The 18,090-nt window shown below is 62.9% G+C and carries 16 protein-coding genes; 13 read left to right on the top strand and 3 right to left on the bottom strand.

The annotated features are described in order from the left end of the window. The first annotated feature begins 262 nt into the window (after window positions 1-262). From oxc to LPA34_RS15525, 4 genes are all read left to right on the top strand, one after another. Window positions 263-2,005 (top strand): oxalyl-CoA decarboxylase, encoded by a 1,743-nt coding sequence (gene oxc, locus LPA34_RS15540; protein WP_228979626.1) that lies wholly within the window; start codon window positions 263-265, stop codon window positions 2,003-2,005. Window positions 2,006-2,034: 29 nt separating this feature from the next. Beyond that, window positions 2,035-3,285, top strand: coding sequence for a formyl-CoA transferase (gene frc, locus LPA34_RS15535; RefSeq protein WP_228979625.1), 1,251 nt, complete (start codon window positions 2,035-2,037; stop codon window positions 3,283-3,285). A 145-nt stretch (window positions 3,286-3,430) separates the two neighbouring features. Next, the gene (locus LPA34_RS15530; protein ID WP_228979623.1) at window positions 3,431-3,874 is read left to right on the top strand and encodes a PAS domain-containing protein; all 444 of its coding nucleotides are present in this window, start codon (window positions 3,431-3,433) and stop codon (window positions 3,872-3,874) included. Window positions 3,875-3,917: 43 nt separating this feature from the next. Continuing rightward, window positions 3,918-4,172, top strand: a complete 255-nt coding sequence (locus LPA34_RS15525; protein WP_228979619.1) for a hypothetical protein — start codon at window positions 3,918-3,920, stop codon at window positions 4,170-4,172. A gap of 42 nt (window positions 4,173-4,214) precedes the next feature. Here the strand turns inward: LPA34_RS15525 and LPA34_RS15520 are convergent, their stop codons facing one another. The 3 genes from LPA34_RS15520 to LPA34_RS15510 all read right to left on the bottom strand — a co-directional run bounded on the left by LPA34_RS15520 (window position 4,215) and on the right by LPA34_RS15510 (window position 7,954). Further along, window positions 4,215-5,684: an MDR family MFS transporter gene (locus tag LPA34_RS15520; protein ID WP_228979617.1), complete on the bottom strand. Its 1,470-nt coding sequence runs from the start codon at window positions 5,682-5,684 to the stop codon at window positions 4,215-4,217. Between the two features lie 170 nt (window positions 5,685-5,854). Further along, window positions 5,855-6,772 carry a DMT family transporter gene (locus LPA34_RS15515; protein WP_228979615.1) on the bottom strand — a complete coding sequence of 306 codons (918 nt, stop codon included), beginning with the start codon at window positions 6,770-6,772 and terminating at the stop codon, window positions 5,855-5,857. A 381-nt stretch (window positions 6,773-7,153) separates the two neighbouring features. Beyond that, complete coding sequence (locus LPA34_RS15510; protein WP_228979614.1) at window positions 7,154-7,954, bottom strand: N-acyl homoserine lactonase family protein; 801 nt, start codon at window positions 7,952-7,954, stop codon at window positions 7,154-7,156. A gap of 139 nt (window positions 7,955-8,093) precedes the next feature. On the opposite strand from LPA34_RS15510, the gene LPA34_RS15505 reads away from it, so the two are divergent. From LPA34_RS15505 to LPA34_RS15465, 9 genes are all read left to right on the top strand, one after another. Further along, window positions 8,094-9,164: a LacI family DNA-binding transcriptional regulator gene (locus LPA34_RS15505; protein ID WP_228979611.1), complete on the top strand. Its 1,071-nt coding sequence runs from the start codon at window positions 8,094-8,096 to the stop codon at window positions 9,162-9,164. Between the two features lie 356 nt (window positions 9,165-9,520). Continuing rightward, a complete protein-coding gene (locus LPA34_RS15500; protein WP_228979610.1) occupies window positions 9,521-10,300 on the top strand; it encodes an SDR family NAD(P)-dependent oxidoreductase in 780 nt (259 codons plus the stop codon). 182 nt (window positions 10,301-10,482) lie between these two features. After that, window positions 10,483-11,886 (top strand): MFS transporter, encoded by a 1,404-nt coding sequence (locus tag LPA34_RS15495; protein WP_228979608.1) that lies wholly within the window; start codon window positions 10,483-10,485, stop codon window positions 11,884-11,886. Between the two features lie 63 nt (window positions 11,887-11,949). After that, the gene (locus LPA34_RS15490) at window positions 11,950-13,329 is read left to right on the top strand and encodes an MmgE/PrpD family protein (protein ID WP_228979605.1); all 1,380 of its coding nucleotides are present in this window, start codon (window positions 11,950-11,952) and stop codon (window positions 13,327-13,329) included. Window positions 13,330-13,398: 69 nt separating this feature from the next. Beyond that, window positions 13,399-14,298 carry an NAD(P)-dependent oxidoreductase gene (locus tag LPA34_RS15485; RefSeq protein ID WP_228979604.1) on the top strand — a complete coding sequence of 300 codons (900 nt, stop codon included), beginning with the start codon at window positions 13,399-13,401 and terminating at the stop codon, window positions 14,296-14,298. A 60-nt stretch (window positions 14,299-14,358) separates the two neighbouring features. After that, window positions 14,359-14,685, top strand: coding sequence for an NIPSNAP family protein (locus LPA34_RS15480; protein ID WP_228979602.1), 327 nt, complete (start codon window positions 14,359-14,361; stop codon window positions 14,683-14,685). A gap of 30 nt (window positions 14,686-14,715) precedes the next feature. Then, entirely contained in the window at window positions 14,716-16,146 is a 1,431-nt protein-coding gene (locus LPA34_RS15475; RefSeq protein ID WP_228979600.1) for an aldehyde dehydrogenase family protein, read from the top strand. A gap of 112 nt (window positions 16,147-16,258) precedes the next feature. Continuing rightward, window positions 16,259-16,654: a carboxymuconolactone decarboxylase family protein gene (locus LPA34_RS15470; RefSeq protein WP_228979599.1), complete on the top strand. Its 396-nt coding sequence runs from the start codon at window positions 16,259-16,261 to the stop codon at window positions 16,652-16,654. Window positions 16,655-16,724: 70 nt separating this feature from the next. Further along, window positions 16,725-18,074, top strand: coding sequence for an MFS transporter (locus LPA34_RS15465; RefSeq protein ID WP_228979596.1), 1,350 nt, complete (start codon window positions 16,725-16,727; stop codon window positions 18,072-18,074). Window positions 18,075-18,090: the final 16 nt, after the last annotated feature.

Below are 18,090 nucleotides of genomic sequence, written 5' to 3'. Positions count from 1 at the left end.
AAAGAGAGGAATGGGATCGATGGCTTACAGCATGAAATCCAGACTGGAAACTGCCTGCAAGCTTTGCGTGGCGGGATTGGTGCCCTGTACAACATTGATGCGTCGCGGCAATCGATCCGGCAAAAACGAGGCAATTCACCCGCTTCGCTCACGCTGCATAGCAGCATGACAACACATCGGATAAAACACGCTTGACTAATATTGTGTTTGGAATATTGTATATCACGAAGCAACACACACGCCCCGCCAAGGAGGAGACGTCATGGCAGAAGTAGTTGGGACCACTGAACCGCGGACCGCTGCTGCAGAAAGTGCACAGCAAACAACCGACGGCTTTCACCTCGTCATCGATGCCCTGAAGGCAAACGACATCGATACGATTTTCGGTCTGGTTGGCATTCCCATCACCGACCTCGCTCGCCTCGCGCAAGCCGAGGGTATGCGCTTTATCGGCTTTCGCCACGAGCAGCACGCAGGCAACGCGGCGGCCATCTCCGGCTATATGACAAAGAAGCCGGGCATCTGCCTGACGGTGTCGGCGCCGGGCTTCCTGAACGGCCTCACGGCACTCGCCAATGCCACCACGAACTGCTTCCCGATGATTCTCATCAGCGGTTCGAGCGAACGCGAGATCGTCGATCTGCAGCAAGGCGATTACGAAGAGATGGACCAGCTGAACGCAGCAAAGCCGTACGCGAAGGCCGCGTATCGCGTGCTGCACGCCGAGGACATCGGCATCGGCGTCGCGCGCGCCATTCGTGCGGCTGTGTCGGGCCGTCCTGGCGGCGTGTATCTCGATCTGCCCGCCAGGCTGCTCGCGCAGACGATGGACGCCGTGAAGGCAAAGAAATCGCTCGTGCGCGTGATCGACGCAGCGCCGCGCCAGTTGCCGGCGCCTGAATCGGTACAGCGCGCGCTCGATCTGCTGAAGGGCGCAAAGCGTCCGCTGATCCTGCTCGGCAAGGGCGCCGCCTACGCGCAGGCCGACGCGGAAATTCGCGCGTTTGTCGAGAAGACCGGCATTCCGTATCTGCCGATGTCGATGGCGAAGGGCCTGCTGCCCGACACGCACGAACAGTCGGCTTCCGCAGCGCGCTCGTTCGTGCTGGCTGAAGCGGACGTCGTCGTGCTGATCGGCGCGCGTCTGAACTGGCTGCTCTCGCACGGCAAGGGCAAGACCTGGGGTGCGCCGAAGCAGTTCGTCCAGATCGACATCTCGCCGACGGAAATCGACAGCAACGTCGCGATCGCCGCACCGGTTATCGGCGATATCGGTTCGTGCGTGTCGGCGCTCGTGGCGGGCATCGATGCGAGCTTCCCGAAGCCGGGCGTGGAATGGACCGGCGCGATCACCGAGCGCAAGAGCACCAACCTCGCGAAGATGGCCGCGACGCTGGCGAAGAACCCGTCGCCGATGAATTTTCACAGTGCACTGCGCGCGATCCGCGACGTGCTGAAGACGCGTCCCGACATCAACGTCGTCAACGAAGGCGCCAATACGCTCGACTACGCCCGCAGCATCATCGACATGTACGAGCCGCGCAAGCGTTTCGACTCGGGCACATGGGGAATCATGGGCATCGGCATGGGCTTCGCGATCGGCGCGGCGGTAACGAGCGGCAAGCAGGTCGTCGCGATCGAAGGCGACAGCGCGTTCGGCTTTAGCGGCATGGAACTCGAAACCATCTGCCGTTACGACCTGCCGGTCTGCACGATCGTCTTCAACAACAACGGCGTGTATCGCGGCACCGACGTGAACCCGACGGGCGGCAAGGACGTCGCGCCGACGGTGTTCGTGAAGGGTGCGCGCTACGACAGGATGATCGAGGCGTTCGGCGGCATCGGACACCACGCAACGACACCCGAGGAATTGACGAAGGCCCTGCTCGAAGCAATCGCATCAGGCAAGCCGACGCTCATCAACGCAGTGATCGATGAAGCCGCCGGCACCGAAAGCGGTCGTTTGACGAATCTGAATCCGCAAAGCGCGGCAATGAAGAAATAACATCCATTTGGCAATCAGGAGATTTAAAGGTGAGCAAACCCCTCGATGGCATCAAGATCATTGACTTTACTCACGTGCAGGCGGGTCCGGCATGCACGCAGATGCTGGCATGGTTCGGCGCCGACGTAATCAAGGTCGAACGCCCTGGTTCCGGCGACGTCACGCGTAGCCAGTTGCGCGATATCCCGGGCGTCGACGCGCTTTACTTCACGATGCTGAACAGCAACAAGCGTTCACTGACGCTCGACACCAAGAAGCCGGAAGGCAAGGAAGTACTCGAAAAGCTGATCCGCGAATCGGATGTGCTGGTTGAGAACTTCGGCCCGGGCGCACTCGACCGGATGGGTTTTTCGTGGGAACGGCTGAACGAACTGAATCCGAAGATGATCGTTGCTTCGGTGAAGGGTTTCAGCGACGGCCACCACTACGACGACCTGAAGGTTTACGAAAACGTCGCGCAGTGCGCGGGCGGCGCGGCATCGACCACGGGCTTCTGGGACGGTCCGCCGACAATCAGCGCGGCGGCGCTCGGCGACAGCAACACGGGCATGCACCTCGCGATCGGCATCCTGACCGCGCTGATCGGCCGCGACAAGACCGGCAAGGGCCAGAAGGTCGCGGTCTCGATGCAGGACAGCGTGCTGAACCTGTGCCGCGTGAAGCTGCGCGACCAGCAACGTCTCGATCGCGTCGGCTACCTCGAGGAGTATCCGCAATATCCGCACGGTGAATTCAGCGACGTCGTGCCGCGTGGCGGCAACGCCGGCGGCGGCGGCCAGCCGGGCTGGGTGCTCAAGTGCAAGGGCTGGGAAACGGACCCGAACGCGTACATCTACTTCACGGTGCAGGGCCATGCGTGGGAGCCGATCTGCCGCGCAATCGGCCGGCCGGAATGGATCGAGGATCCGGCGTACAAGACTGCTGAAGCGCGCCAGCCGCACATCTTCGAAATCTTCAAGACGATCGAGGAATGGCTTGCCGACAAGACGAAGTTCGAAGCGGTCGACGTCCTGCGCAAGTTCGATATTCCGTGCTCGCCGGTTCTGACGATGAAAGAACTCGCGAACGATCCGTCGCTTCGCGCAAGCGGCACGATCGCCGAAGTGCAGCACAAGGAGCGCGGCAGCTATCTGACGGTGGGCAGCCCGATCAAGTTCTCGGACATGAAGCCTGAAATCACCGGGTCGCCGCTGCTCGGCGAGCATACCGAGGAAGTGCTCGCGGGCCTCGGCTACAACCGGAGCCAGATCGATAATCTGCGAGAATCGAAGGTGGTCTGATTACGCCACAGGGGTCGCACGTGACGTTCGCAGCTTGCTGAAGTGCGAAACGTCAGTGAAACAGCGCCCCCGTGGGCGCTGTTTTCACAATGACACTGGCGGGCGCGATCATCGTGCTCGCCATCAACGGAGATTCGCTCGAACCATGCAGGCAGCCATCGATTATCAGCAACTTGTCACGGCGATCGGAGACGCGGTCGTCATTTCGGGCACCGACGGCAACATCACGCTGTGGAATCCCGCGGCGCAGCGCATGTTTGGCTTCACTGAAGAAGAAGCGCTTGGCAAGTCGCTCGATGTGATCATTCCCGAGCGTCTGCGTGGACGTCACTGGGAGGGTTACCAGAAAACCATGGCAACCGGCGAGACGCGCTACGGCAACGACGTGCTGCGCGTGCCCGCCGTTCACAAGGACGGCCGTGCACTGTCGATCGCCTTCACCGTCGCGCTGCTGTATGCGCCGGACAGGACGCTGACCGGCATCGTCGCCGTGATTCGCGACGAAACGAGCCGCTTCCAGGAGGAACGCGGTCTGCGCAAGCGTCTCGCCGAACTGGAAGCGAAGGCACAGGCGCAGGCAGGCGCATAAGGCTTCGCGGGCTTCAACGACGGGCTCTGTCAGGAGAGATTCGATGCGTGTAGAAACGCTCGGACGTTACCAGCTCGAACTGTCGGCGCGGCAGTTCATCCATAACGGCGGATGGGCCGCGTTCGCCGCGATCAGCACCACGGAAGACGACGCTGCGCCGGTCGACGTGCTGCCGCTGCAACAGGTCATGGAAAACGCGATCTTCGAGAGCGAGGCGGCGGCGATCGCCGCCGCGCGTGGCGTCGTGATCGCGCTGTTGAAGCGGCCGCAACCGCCCGCCACGCCGGCCATCATCTGAACGACGACGGGCGGCCGGCGACCGGCGACGGCGGGCAAGGCGTCAACTGGTCGACGCCTCGCGGGCTGCCCGTAGTTTGATCGCGGGCACGATCGTCACCGAGATCATCACGCCGAGCGAAATCACGAGAATCGACGCAAACGTGAGATGCAGCGACTGGTGCAGGACCAGCCGGGCGGCGTTGTCGCGCATTGTGTCGGCGGTCGAGTCGAGGAGTTGCCGCAACTGGTCGGACGAGACGGCGGCGGTGCCCGCCGAGTGGCTCAACCCGTAGTTGAGCACCGCGCCGAACATCGCTGCGCCGAGCGTGCTACCCAGATTGCGCGAGAAGAGATTCGATGCCGTTGCGCTGCCGCGCTCCGACGGCGTCACGATTTCCTGGATCAGGATCAGCGAGCTGACGCTCACAATGCCCATTCCGAACCCCATCACCAGCGAACCGATGCCCGCGAGAACCGGCGTGCTGCCGGGTGTCAGCGTGGTGAAGAACACGGCGCCAAGCGGCAGGAACACGCTGCCGGCGATCAGCGTGGGGCGCAGTCCGACCCGGTGAAACGTGCGCGCGGCGAGCGTGGCGCCGCTCGGCCAGCCGAGCATCATCATCGTCAGCGCAAGCCCCGCGATGACCGGCGAGCGGTGCAGCACGCCCTGCACGTACATCGGCAGAAACGTCGTCAGTCCCATCAATGCCATGCCCGAGAGCACGGTGGCGGCGTTGCACGCGGCGATCGGCCGGTGGCTCCACAGCGCGAATGAAATCATCGGGTCGGCGGCGCGCCGTTCCTGCACGACGAAGAGGAACCCGCATACGACGAACGCCGCCAGTTCCAGCGTGCCGCGCGAATAGCCCGACGTGCCGAAACCGGTCAGCGCCATCATGAGCGAGGCAATCGCGAGCGTGAACAGCGCCGCGCCCGCGATATCGATCGAGGGCTTGCCGTGCCGCTCGTGTTCGTGCAGATAGCGAACAAAGCCGATTGCCGACAGGATGCCGATCGGCACGTTGATCCAGAAAATCCACGCCCACGAGAGCTCGCGAATGATGAGGCCGCCGAGCATCGGCCCGATCACGGCGGCGATCGCCCATACGCTCGCGAGATACCCCTGAATCTTGCCGCGCTCGCGCGCCGGATACAGGTCACCGACGATCGTCAGCGCAACGGGCTGCATGGCGCCGGCGCCGATACCCTGAATCAGGCGAAACGCGATCATCGCCGGCATCGACCACGCGAAGCCGGCCAGCACCGAGCCCGCCAGGAAAATCGCGATGCCGGTCAGCATGACTGGCTTGCGTCCGTACAGATCGGCAAGCTTGCCGAACACGACGGTCATCGCCGTCTGCGCAAGCAGGAACGACGAGAAGACCCAGCTGTACAGATGCAGTCCGCCGAGTTCGGTCACGATCTGCGGCATCACGGTGGAGACGATGGTGGCCTCGATCGCGACCATCGCCATCGTTGCCATCACCGAGGCAATCACCAGCGGTCGTACGGTTTTTGTGTGTTGTGACATGGGGCTCGTTTCAGGGACCGGCCGGCGGCGTCGGGTCCGCAATGGGCATGGTACGCAGGGTGGTGTGCGTTACTGTGACGCAAGCGCTCGATGTTATCACCGGAGATAAAGCACCGTGCGGTGCGCTCGACGCCTGGAAACGGACGGCGTTCGATCAGGACCTTGCGGTCTCAAGCTGCGCGGGTGCGTGAATGCAGAAGGACAGTGCCGATACCGCCCAGTGCGATCACGCTCATGCCGAGCGCGGTCCACAGATCGGGTATCTGGCTAAACAGCGCCCAGCTGAAGAGTGTGGCGAAGGCGAGCTGCGCGTAACCAAACGGCGTGAGCAGCGCGAGCGGCGCGCGGCGCAGCGCCTGGAGCATCAGCACGTGCCCGAACGTCGCGAGCGATGCCATCAGCAGCACGAGAACCCAGCTTCCAGTCCGGACGCGTCCCATTTCCGGAAGCAGCGTCGCCTGATCTGCCCAGAGCAGAAGCGCAAGCGTGACGGTGGCGACGAGCGCCGTCAGAAAATTCGTGGTGATAGGGTCGCCGCTTTTCGATAGCTTGCTGGATGCGACCTGAAAGCAGGCGAAGGTTGTCGCAGCGCCAATGGGAAAAATCACGGTCCAGCTGAATTGACCGCCGCCGGGGCGCACCACCATCAGCATGCCGATGAAACCCACCACGACCAGCGCCCACTTGCTTCGCGGCACGTCTTCGTTGAGCACGGTTGCAGCGAGGAGGGTGGTGATGAGGGGCGCCATCATCGCGAGCGAGGTCGTGACGGGCAGCGGCAGATAACGCAGGCCGGCGAACGTGCAGGCCGAATTGGACAGCAACAGGAATGCGCGCAGAAACTGCAGCTTCAGCTCGCCGGTGTTGCGAAAGTGCCTGGCGCCGCGCCGTGCCTGCCACACGCCGAGCACGAGCGCCTGGAAGAAGTAGCGCACGAGCAGCAGTGCCAGCAGCGGTACTGCCGTGCCGATCACCTTGACGGTTGCATCGCTGGCCGCGAACGTCGCGGTCGTCGCGACCATGACGAAAATGCCCGCCTCGACGGTGACCGGTAGCGAAAAGCCGCGCATGCGGGCCAGAACGTCCATCGGGCTCTCTTGTTGTGGGCGCGGATTCTTCAGGTTTGCGTTCGAACCCGATTTGCCCTGTTTGTTACGCTGGGGTCAATTATGACTATTAAAGTGAAAGATGAACCCATGCAGGGCAAAAAATGAACGCTGGAGGTCCAGCTGGTCGGGATAGCGCCAGCGAAGCCGAGGCAGAAGCCGGCTGCTGTTCGCAGGGACAAAGTGGAAGGTGAACTTTCTGGTGGTCGTCAAAGCGGATGCGAACTGCCGCCCCGGGCCGTGATGTTCGTCCAGTTGCGGCTGCCGGGTCATGCCACGCGGCGTCAGGGCAACAGCGCGCCCGTGGCAATAACGAAACGGCGATCCGCCTGCCGCGCGCATCGCCTGTTGACTCACATCCTGTTATCGCGGCGTGCCGTCCAGCCGCACGATCCAGTCTTCAGTTTCCCTGCTTTGCGCGGGGAAGCGCCTGAGTACATCGGGATCGTGACCCGGAATGACGTGCTGGGCGGAATCGGCGAGCTGATAGACCGTCTCATAGCCTTCGAGCATGTCCCCGACGTTGTACACGGTTGGAAACGGGCGGCTCTGCTCCATGTTCGCGTACAGATGCGATGCGTCGGACGCGAGCACGACCCAGCCGCGCTCAGTGTGCACACGCACGACCTGCAAGCCGTTTGTGTGGCCGCCGACCCGATGCACGCTCAGACCCGGCGTCAGATGCGACGTGCCGTCATGGAACTGCACGCGGCCTTCGAAAATCCGCCCAACCATCGATTTGACGTCTTCCGCGTCGAATGGATGGTTTAACGCGCCGTGGCACATGCAGCGGCCGGTGCAATACGCCATCTCGCGATCCTGCACGTGATAGCGCGCTTTGGGAAACAGCGAGCGGTTACCGGCATGGTCGTAATGCATGTGCGTGATGATGACGTCTTCGACGGAATCCGCACGGATGCCGATCTTGCCCAGCCCTTCCTCCACTGTCCGCGTGATGATGCGGCGGCGCTTCGCGCCGACTTCCGCGTCGAAGCCCGTATCGACAAGAAACGTGCGGCTTTCACCGATCACCGCCCAGACAAAGTAGTCGAGCGGCATGTTCGTGTCGTGCGGATCGCCGCCTATGAAGTTATCTCGCGCCGGGCGGTCGTGATGTGCGTATTTGATCGCGTAGACCTTGTAGTTCTCGGGTGCAGTCGTCATCTGGCTGTCTCCTTTCATGCCGTATGAGAGCGCTATCATAACAAAGCAGTCCCATCTTGTGTTGCGTGCCTGAAGGTGGGTTGGCGCACGACGGCCGTGCGCTACAATCCAGCGTCGAATTGAACATCTGGATAGACGAGTGAAAAAGCGTGGGGCGCCCGCCGCCGACGGGAAAATCGTACTAACCGAAGGCAAGACGCGTACGGGCGGGCAGGCTGTGCGGATGATCGACGTCGCGAATGCGGCGAACGTATCGTTGATGACCGTGTCGCGCGCCCTGAATGAGCCGTCGAAGCTTTCGGAAGAAACCCGCAAGCTTGTGCTGGACACGGTCCGGCGGATTGGCTACGTGCCGAATCACATCGCGTCCAATCTCGCATCCGCGCGCTCCAACGTGGTCGGGCAGATCGTGCCGAGTATCCAGAATTCGCTGTATTCCCACACGATCCAGGGCAGCTCCGATGTGCTGCGTGCAGCGGGCATGCATCTGCTGCTGGCCGACAGCGGCTATTCGCTCGACGAAGAAGAGGCATTGATCGGTGCGTTTCTCGCGCAGCGTGTGTGCGGACTCGTGCTGCACAACACGGCCCACACACCGCGCGCGGTGCAGATCATTCGCCAGGCCGGCATCCCGATCATCGAAACCGGCGACCTCGTGCACAACCCGCTCGACATGGCGATCAGCTATTCGAACTTCAATGCGTCAAAGGAAATGACGCTCTATCTGGCTGCCCGCGGCTACAAGTCGATCGGTTTCGTCTGCCTCGCGACCCGCAACAACCTGCGCGCGAAAGAGCGCCTGAAAGGTTACAACGCGGCGCTAACCGCACTCGGCCGTGCGCGCAACCCGGCATTGGTGCGCGAGGTGGAGGGAGGACTCACGTCGGGCGCTCATGCGATGACCGACATGATGCAGCGTGCGCCGGAAGTCGACGCGATCTTCTTCGCCGGCGACGTGCTGGCCGTCGGCGCACTGTTCGAAGCACAGCGGCGCAACTGGAAGGTGCCGGAGCGCATCGCGATTGCCGGCTTCGACGATCTCGACATTCTCCGGCATACGGTGCCGCGGCTGACCTGTCTGAACCTGCCGCGCCTCGAAATCGGCCGACGCAGCGCCGAAGCAGTACTGCAACGGCTGCGCAACGACGGACCTGTCATGCCGGGCCGGCTCGATCTGGGCTTCGAAATCATCCAGCGCGAAAGCACCTGAGACGCGCCTGGCAGGAACGGGTGCGGCGCGTCAGCGGTTTCCATCCCCCATTTCGTACCGACGGCGTCGTCCATTGCCGTCACTTGCCGACTGGACGATCCGCGCGCTGCGCATCCGTCGTCGCTGGCGATCGTCCGGCCCCCGTCAGATTCCGCTTTCCCTCCTTGCTTTTCTCCTGGTTCTCGCAACGACCTATGTTGCAGCCGCTAGTCTTTTCAGATAAGTTAGCGCTATCATAGATAACGTGAGAGAGACTTTCCGCGAAAGCGCGCGATGCGCAGAGGCGATCGCGGCAAGACCGTCAACCGCCAGCGCCCTTTTTCAGGGCGGCGTCAGTCAACAGGGAAAATTGCAGAATGAAGGGAAAGACCGCGCTCGTTACAGGTTCCTCGCACGGACTGGGCTTTGCGATGGCCGATGCGCTTGCGCGCGCCGGATATCACGTCGTGTTGCACGGGCTCGAACCGTCATCCGACGTGGAGTCGGCGCGAGCCGCGTTCGAAGCGCGTCATGGACAGCAGACGCACTATCTGCAGGCGGACCTTGCCGGGGCGCGCGCGGTCGAACAGCTTGTCTTCGATACGATCCAGCGCGTTGGCCCGATCGACGTGTTGATCAATAACGCGGTGGTCCGGCATTTCGCGCCGATTGAATCGTTTCCCGCCGACATGTGGGACCGCGCGCTCGCGGTGAACCTGAGCGCCGCGTTCCATGCGATCCGCCTCGCGCTGCCGGGCATGCGCGAGCGCGGCTGGGGACGCATCTTTAACATGACCTCGGTCTATGGCGTGCGTGGCACGGCGAACCGCGTGGACTACGTGACCACCAAATCCGCTCTGCTGGGCCTGACACGCGCGGTAGCCGCCGAAACGATGGGGCAGGGCATCACCTGCAATGCGATTTGCCCCGGTGCGGTTCACACGCCGACCAGCGAGGACCGCATTCAGTCACTAATGGAAGCCAGAGGGCTGGATCGCGAGCCCGCAATCAAGGCATTTCTCGCCGGCAAACAACCCACGGGGCGCTTCGTCGAAGCCGCGCATATCGCTGAACTCGTGGTGTTCATGTGCGGCGCCGCGGCCGGCGAAATAACGGGGGCGATGTTGCCGCTCGAGGGCGGCTGGCTTGCGACCTGAATGAAAGGACCGGCGGCCGGGATATCCCTGACGCGCCACATCGCGAAGAAACACTCGACGGAGACCAATAACGTCTTGCCAGATTGTATGACAGGAATATAATCGTATTCATTGATAGCGCTCCCATAACCTCGGGTCGCCGAACTACGAACGCATCAAGAAAAATCGCCGGAGACAGCCTTATGCAGAGCGAAGCGAGCATCGGATTCCGACTGGACAGGTTGCCACTGTCCGGTTATCACTGGCGGCTGCTTGGCCTGATCGCCGCTGGCATGTATTTCGATTCGTTCGATATCTACATCGCGGGCACGGTGCTTGCAGCGATGATCCACAACGGCGAATCGACGCTCAAGCTGAACGCGATGTTCGTCTCCGTCACATTCCTCGGCATGATGGCGGGTGCCTGGTTGTCCGGGCTGCTGGGCGACCGTTTCGGCCGGCGTTTTTCCTACCAGTTCAATCTGGGCATCTACGGTTTTGCATCGATCGCCGCGGCACTCGCGCCGTCGATCTACTGGCTGATCTTCTTTCGCCTCGTGATGGGCATTGGCATGGGCGCCGAAATCGTGGTCGGCTACGGCACGCTGAGCGAGTTCATTCCCGCCCGGTGGCGCGGCCGTTTCGGCACGATCCTCAATCTGGTCATCAACACGTCGCTGTTCCTGTCGACCTTCCTCGGCTGGCTGATCGTGCCGCAATACGGCTGGCGCTGGATGTTCGCGATTGCCGGCTGCGGCGCGCTCTTCGTCTGGTTCCTGCGCAAGTCGATGCCTGAATCGCCGCGCTGGCTGGCGGCGCGCAATCGCGGCGACGAAGCGAACCAGATTGTGTCGCGTATCGAGGCCGCATGCGGTGTCGATTCCACCACCGCCATCGCCGCCGCCGCGCAGCAGCCTGCCCGTGCGAGCACGGCCGGCAAGGGAAGACTCGCCGATCTGTTCTCGAGTCGCCTGCGTATCCGCACGATCATCGGCATCACGGTGCTGGTCGCACTCTTCACAGTCAATTACGCGTTCGTCAGCTGGATTCCGACGTTTCTCGTCAAGCAGGGTCACAGCGTATCGAACTCGCTTGGCATCACTGCGATCATGTTCGCGGGTGGGCCGATCGGTTCGCTGATCGCGTTCGCGCTTGCCGAACACGTCGGCCGCAAATGGGGCATCGTGCTGTTTTCGCTGATCTGTGCCGGCTTTGGCATCGCATATCCGTTCGCGCAGTCGGCAGTGGCGATCACGGCGCTCGGTTTTGCGATTACCTGCTGCATCTATGTGCTGTCCTCGTTCAGCGTGGCGACGTATGTCCCCGAACTGTTTCCAACCGACTTGCGCCTGCGCGGCTCGGGCGTGTCGAACACGGTGGGTCGCGCGGTCAGTATCGTGGTGCCGTATGTGGTCGCGGCGGCGTTCACCGGCTTCGGCATCACGGGCGTGCTGACGCTGATCGTCGGAACGTTGCTGCTGCAGGCGCTGATCGTCGGCGTACTGGGCCCGGAGACCAGGAACCGTTCGCTCGAGGCAATCGCCGCCGAGGCGGCGGGCGAACCGGGCTGCACGCTCGAACATGATGCTGCCGCGGCGGCGAAGTAATGCGATCTGCCTCACGCGACATGACAGAACGGCAAAAGGGAATAACGAGGGAAATCGCCCGACATGACATTGCCCGCTGAAAACCATCGAACTCACGAAGCCGCCGGCCTGACGCGACGGCTCGCGGATTTCGTCGAGCGCACACGCTGGGCCGATGTGCCCGCCGTGGTGCGTCACGAGGCGAAGCGTTCGCTGGTCAATTACTTTGCGGTCGCGTTGGCCGGTTGCTCGGATCCAGCCATCGACAAGGCCGTCAGCGTGTACGACCGCTTTCGCGCCGGCGACGACGCAGGCGTGATCGGCCGCCGCGAACGCACCGACATCCTGAACGGCGCGGCGCTCAACGCGATGAGCGCCAACGTCTTCGATTTCGACGACACGCATCTGCCCACCATCATCCATCCGACCGCACCGGTCGCCGCTGCGTTGTTCGCGCTCGCCGAAGCGCGGCAATTGAGCGGCGAGGCGCTGCTGCTTGCGTTCGTCGTGGGCGTTGAAGTGGAGTGCCGGATCGGCAACGCGGTGTCGCCGGAACACTATCAGCGCGGCTGGCACATCACGTCGACGTGTGGTGTGTTCGGCGCGGCCGCCGCGGTCGCGAAGGCCGTGGGACTCGACGCGCAGCACATCGTCTGGGCGTTGGGCAACGCGTCCGCGCAGGCATCGGGTCTCGTCGAGACGCTCGGCACGATGTCGAAGAGCATCAGCGTCGGCAACGCTGCGCGTAACGGCTTGCTGTCGGCGCTGCTCGCGGCGGATGGATTTTCCGGGCCCGACGCGCCGCTCGAAGGCGAACGTGGCTTTCTGCGTGTCACCGCACAACGGCCCGATTTCAGTGCGATCAGCGAAGGGCCAGGCCGTGAATGGGCGCTGCTGTCGAATACCTACAAGCCGTATCCATGTGGCGTCGTGCTCAATCCGGTGATTGACGCATGCCTCGATCTGCGCCGCGATGCACGGTGGCGCTTCGACGAGATCGAGCGTGTCGAACTCACGGGTCATCCGTTGCTGCGTGAACGGACCGACCGGCCTGGCATCCGCTCCGGACGCGAATCGCAGGTCAGCGCGCAGCACGCGGTTGCGGTGACGCTTGCGCGCGGCAAGGCCAGTCTCGCGGAATTCAGCGACGCTGCCGTGACCGATCCGTCGCTTCGCGCGTTTGCCAGCCGTCTGCGTTTTATCGACGACGCCTCGTGGCCCGTCGAGTCCGCGCAGGTGACGATCGTGTTGCACTCGGGCGAACGCGTGTCACGTCGCGTGCAGGCTGCCCGTGGCAGCCTTGCCGCGCCGCCCGGCGATGTGGAGCTGGCTGCGAAGCTGCGTGAGCTGGCGGCGTATGGCCGCTCGGGCGTCGATCCGCAGGCACTGCTCGATGTGCTTTGGCAGCTGGATCATGAGCCTGACAGCGCCGCACCGATGCGCGCCGCGCGTCGGGTGGCCTGACAGCCGGCGCATGATGGCGAACAGATAGCGAAGTTATTGCAAGCAGTTTTTCAGACGCGTGAGGGAGTTATGTCGGAAAGTCAGAAAATCGGTTTTATCGGTGTGGGCGTGATGGGGCGTCCGATGGCGCGCCGTCTCATCGAAGCGGGGCACGCGCTGGTCGTGTTCGATCGCGACGAAGCGGCGCTCGCGGAACTGTCGGCGCTCGGCGCGAGAGCAGCGAAGTCGGTGCGCGAAGTGGCGGACACGGCGCGCATCATCTTCACGAGCCTGCCGACGCCCGCAGTGTTCAGGCAGGTTGCGACTGGTGACGACGGTATCGTTAGCGGCAGCGCCGTGAAGATTCTCGTCGATCTGTCGACTGTCGGCTCGCGTACCGAAAAGGAAGTGGCGGCCAGCCTGCTCGCGAAAGGCATCGAGACGGTCGATGCGCCCGTCAGCGGTGGCGCCGCGGGCGCACAGAAGGGCACGCTGGCAATCATGGCGGCCGGCAAGCCTGCCGCGGTCGACGAGATCCGTGGCCTGTTCGAGGTGCTCGGCAAGGTCTTCGTCGTCGGTGACGAGGCAGGGCAGGGGCAATTGCTGAAACTGCTGAACAACATGCTTTCGTCGACGGCCTTCGCCATTACGTCCGAGGCATTCGTCGCGGGCGTGAAAGGCGGGCTCGATCCTGAAGTCATGATGTCGGTGTTCAACGCCGGCAGTGGCAAGAACGGCGCGACGCTCGACAAGTTTCCCAAACAGGTGCTGACGCGCACGTTCGACTTCGGCTTTCCGATCGGCAGCGTCTGCAAGGACATCGGCCTCGCGGTCGACGAATGCCAGGCGCTCGGCGTGCCCATGTGGGTCGGCAACGCCGCGCGCCAGGTCTGGAACTACGCGGCGATGCAGGACGGCACGCGGCGTGACATGACCGAACTCGTCGAATACGTCGAGAACTGGTCGTCGGGCAAGGGTCCGGCCGTCTGATCAATCAACCGGCTGTTCGCGACGCACGCCGTCGCGTTGATGCCCTCGCAGGAGAACAACATGATCGTCGAATTGCGCATCTATCACTGTGCCCCCACTCGCCTGCCGGCGCTGCTGGACCGTTTCACGAGCACCACGCTCGGCTTCTTCGAGAAGCACGGCATCCAGCAGATCGGTTTCTGGACCACGCTGATCGGGCCGAGCAATCACGCGCTCACCTACATGCTGAAGTGGGAAAGCCTCGCTGAACGCGAGCAGAAGTGGAATGCATTCCAGGCAGACGCCGACTGGATCACGAAGCGCGCGGCGACCGAAGCGGACAGGCCGATCGTCGAGCGCATCGAAAACCACTTTCTGACGCCGACGGCTTTTTCGGCGTTGCGCTAGAACCCGATCCCGCATTGACTGGAGTGTGTCATGTCTCATGCAGCACAGTTCTATATCGACGGACGATGGGTCGAGCCCGTGTCCGCCACGTGGTTCGACATCGTCGATCCAGCGACAGAAACCCCATTCGAGCGGCTCGCGCTGGGCGGCGCGGAGGACGTCGATCGCGCGGTGGCCGCCGCGCGCCGCGCGTTTCCCGCGTGGTCCGGGACCGTCGTCGCTGAGCGCGTCGCGCTGTTGAAGCGCGTTCTGCATATCTACGAGCGTCGCTACGACGAATTCGCCGAGGCGATGCGCCACGAAATGGGCGCGCCGATCACCTTCGCGCGCAACGGCCAGGCGGTGCGCGGTCCGGCGCATCTGAACGCGCTCATCGACGTGCTCGAACGCTTCGAATTCGAGGAGCAGCGCGGCAGCACGCGAGTGGTGCTGGAACCCGTCGGCGTATGCGGACTCATCACGCCCTGGAACTGGCCCGTCAACCAGATCGTCGTGAAGATCGCGCCCGCGCTCGCGGCCGGTTGCACGATGGTGCTGAAGCCGAGCGAGTATTCGCCGCTGAGCGCACTGCTGTTCGCCGAGGTGCTTCACGAAGCCGGTGTGCCGGCCGGTGTGTTCAACCTGGTGAATGGCGACGGCCCTGGCGTGGGTGCGGCGATCGCGAGCCACCCGGACATCGACATGGTGTCGTTCACGGGCTCGACGCGGGCGGGCGTACTGGTTGCAAAGGCGGCGGCGGAGACAGTGAAGCGCGTTGCGCAGGAGCTGGGCGGCAAGTCGGCCAACATCCTGCTCGACGACGTGAACCTCGACGAGGCCGTCACGCGCGGCGTGGCGGCGTGCTTCACGAACTCGGGCCAGTCGTGCTCGATTCCGACGCGCATGCTTGTGCCGCGCCATCTGATGAACGACGCCGCGCAGATCGCAAAGCGCGCGGCGGAAGCCTATTGTGTCGGCCCGACCGACGATCCTGCGACGCAGCTCGGCCCGCTCGTCAACCGTAACCAGTTCGAACGCGTGCAGATGCTGATCCAGACGGGCATCGACGAAGGCGCGCGTCTCGTGACGGGCGGCATCGGCTTGCCGGCGGATGTCGACAGGGGCTACTACGCGCGCCCGACAATCTTCGCCGACGTCACACCGCAAATGACGATCGCGCGCGAGGAGATTTTCGGACCCGTGTTGTCGATGATCGCGTACGACACGGAAGACGAAGCGATCGGAATTGCAAACGGAACGGAGTACGGCCTCGCCGCGTACGTGCAGTCAGGCGACGTGCGGCGCGCCCGCAAGATCGGGCGTGCGTTGCGCGCGGGCGGTGTGCATCTGAACTATCCGCCAGCGGATTTCGGTGCGCCGTTCGGCGGCTACAAGCGCTCGGGCAACGGTCGCGAATGGGGTGAAGCGGGGTTGCGCGAATATCTGGAGACCAAGGCGATGGTGGGCTACGGCGCGGACTGATCCGTTCGGATCGGGTTGTCGCCGTAAAAAATTTTCCTTTTATAAATTGTCGGACAATCATCTGGTCAGGCAGTAATAGCATTGACGGATATGAACCTGCGAGGAACGCACGATGGACAAGAGTGAACGCTTTGACAGAGGTTTTGAGAACCGCAAGGAGGTGCTTGGCGCCGCGCACGTGGAGAAATCCTGGGCGAATGCCGACGACTTCAACAGGCCGATGCAGAAATTCGTCACTGAAAGTTGCTGGGGCGACATCTGGGGCGATACGACGCTGTCGTTCAAGACGCGCAGCATGCTGAATCTCGGCATGCTCACCGCGATGAGCCAGCACCACGAACTCTCTGTACACGTGAAGGGTGCGCTGCGCAACGGCGTGACGACCGGGGAAATCCGCGCGGTGCTGATGCAGGCCGCGGTCTACTGCGGCGCGCCGCTTGCACTGGCGGCGTTCCGCGTCGCCAGCGAAGCGATCAAGGCCTACGAGGCGGAGACTTCGACGGCCTGAATACGCCATCCGCAGCGTACGGAGAGATATGCACCGCTGCGCGGTGCGCACAACGAACTGGAGACACACGATGAAGGCATTGACTGCAGATGAGGTCGTAAGGTCGGAGGGCGAGCAGTCGGTTGAAACGAAGAGACGCAACGCGATCAAGGGCGCGTTCTTCTCTGAGTTCATCGACATGTTCGATATTTACCTGCCAGTGGTGGTGCTGTCACCGGTGCTGGCGTTTTTCCAGCCGGCGCATCTGTCGAGAGGGATGGAGACGATTCTGGCGTCGCTGGTGTTCATCACGACACTGCTCGGCCGGCCGGTCGGCGCGCTGCTGTTCGGCATGGTGGCCGATCGCATTGGACGCCGCAAGGCGTCGATCTGGTCGGTGTCGGGCTTCGGCGTCGTCACGTTGCTGATCGCGCTGCTGCCCGGCTACGAGAGTATCGGGATCATGTCGTACTGGCTGCTGGTGCTGCTGCGTTTCGTCGACGGGATTTTTCTCGGCGGTGGCTACACCGGTGCGATGCCGCTCGCGATCGAGTATTCGAAGAAGGAACAGCGCGGCTTCGTGGGCGGTTTCATCATCGCCGGTTTTCCGGCAGCGTACGTGACGATCAATCTCATCGCGATGCTGATGTTCGCGCTCTTTCCGCTGAACGGCACGCATTCACCCTATGCGCAATGGGGCTGGCGTATTCCGTTCGTGCTCGGCGCGGTGCTGGCCGGCGCGCTCGCGATGTACTACGTGCGCAAGGTCGCCGAATCGGAAATCTGGGAAAGCGAAACCGCCGACAAGACCGGCGCGGCGGAGAAGCTGCCGCTGTCGGACCTGATTCGCGGCAAAAGCGGACGCAATCTGCTGCAGGTGCTGGTGATGATGACGGGCTTCTGGCTCACGCAGAACATCATCACGATTTTCCTGCCGACCGGTCTTCTGGTTCGCCAGCTCCATCTGACCGGCTTTCAGATGACGTCGACGCTGATGCTCACGTATTTCGTGCTGTTCTTCACCTACATCGGCTCCGGGATGATCGCGCAGAAGATCGGGCGGCGGCGGTTCTTTGCGATCGTCGGCCCGCTGATCGCCACGGTGGGCGCCGCGCTGCTGTATGTGCTGGCCAATGTCGACGGGCTGTCGCTGCCGGCCATCATGTTCATCGTCTGTGTGCTCGCCGTGCTTGTGACATCGCCGTGGGGCGTGATCGTCACGTACATCAACGAACGCTTCGTGACCGACGTGCGCGCGACGGGATTCGGCGTGGGTTTCAGTCTCTCGGTGATCATTCCGTCGTTCTACGCGTTCTATATGAACTGGTTGAGCGCGTTCATGCCGCTCGCGCTGACGTCAGTGGTGCTGCTGTGCGTCGGCGGATTGATCGGGACGGTCGGTGCGCTGATGGGGCCCGAAACGAAGGACGTCGATTTCTAGCCGGATGGTTATTTTT

This window comes from Paraburkholderia gardini, from assembly GCF_907164575.1.
GTDB classification, from domain to species: domain Bacteria; phylum Pseudomonadota; class Gammaproteobacteria; order Burkholderiales; family Burkholderiaceae; genus Paraburkholderia; species Paraburkholderia gardini.
This window is presented reverse-complemented; position numbering and strand designations above follow the sequence as displayed.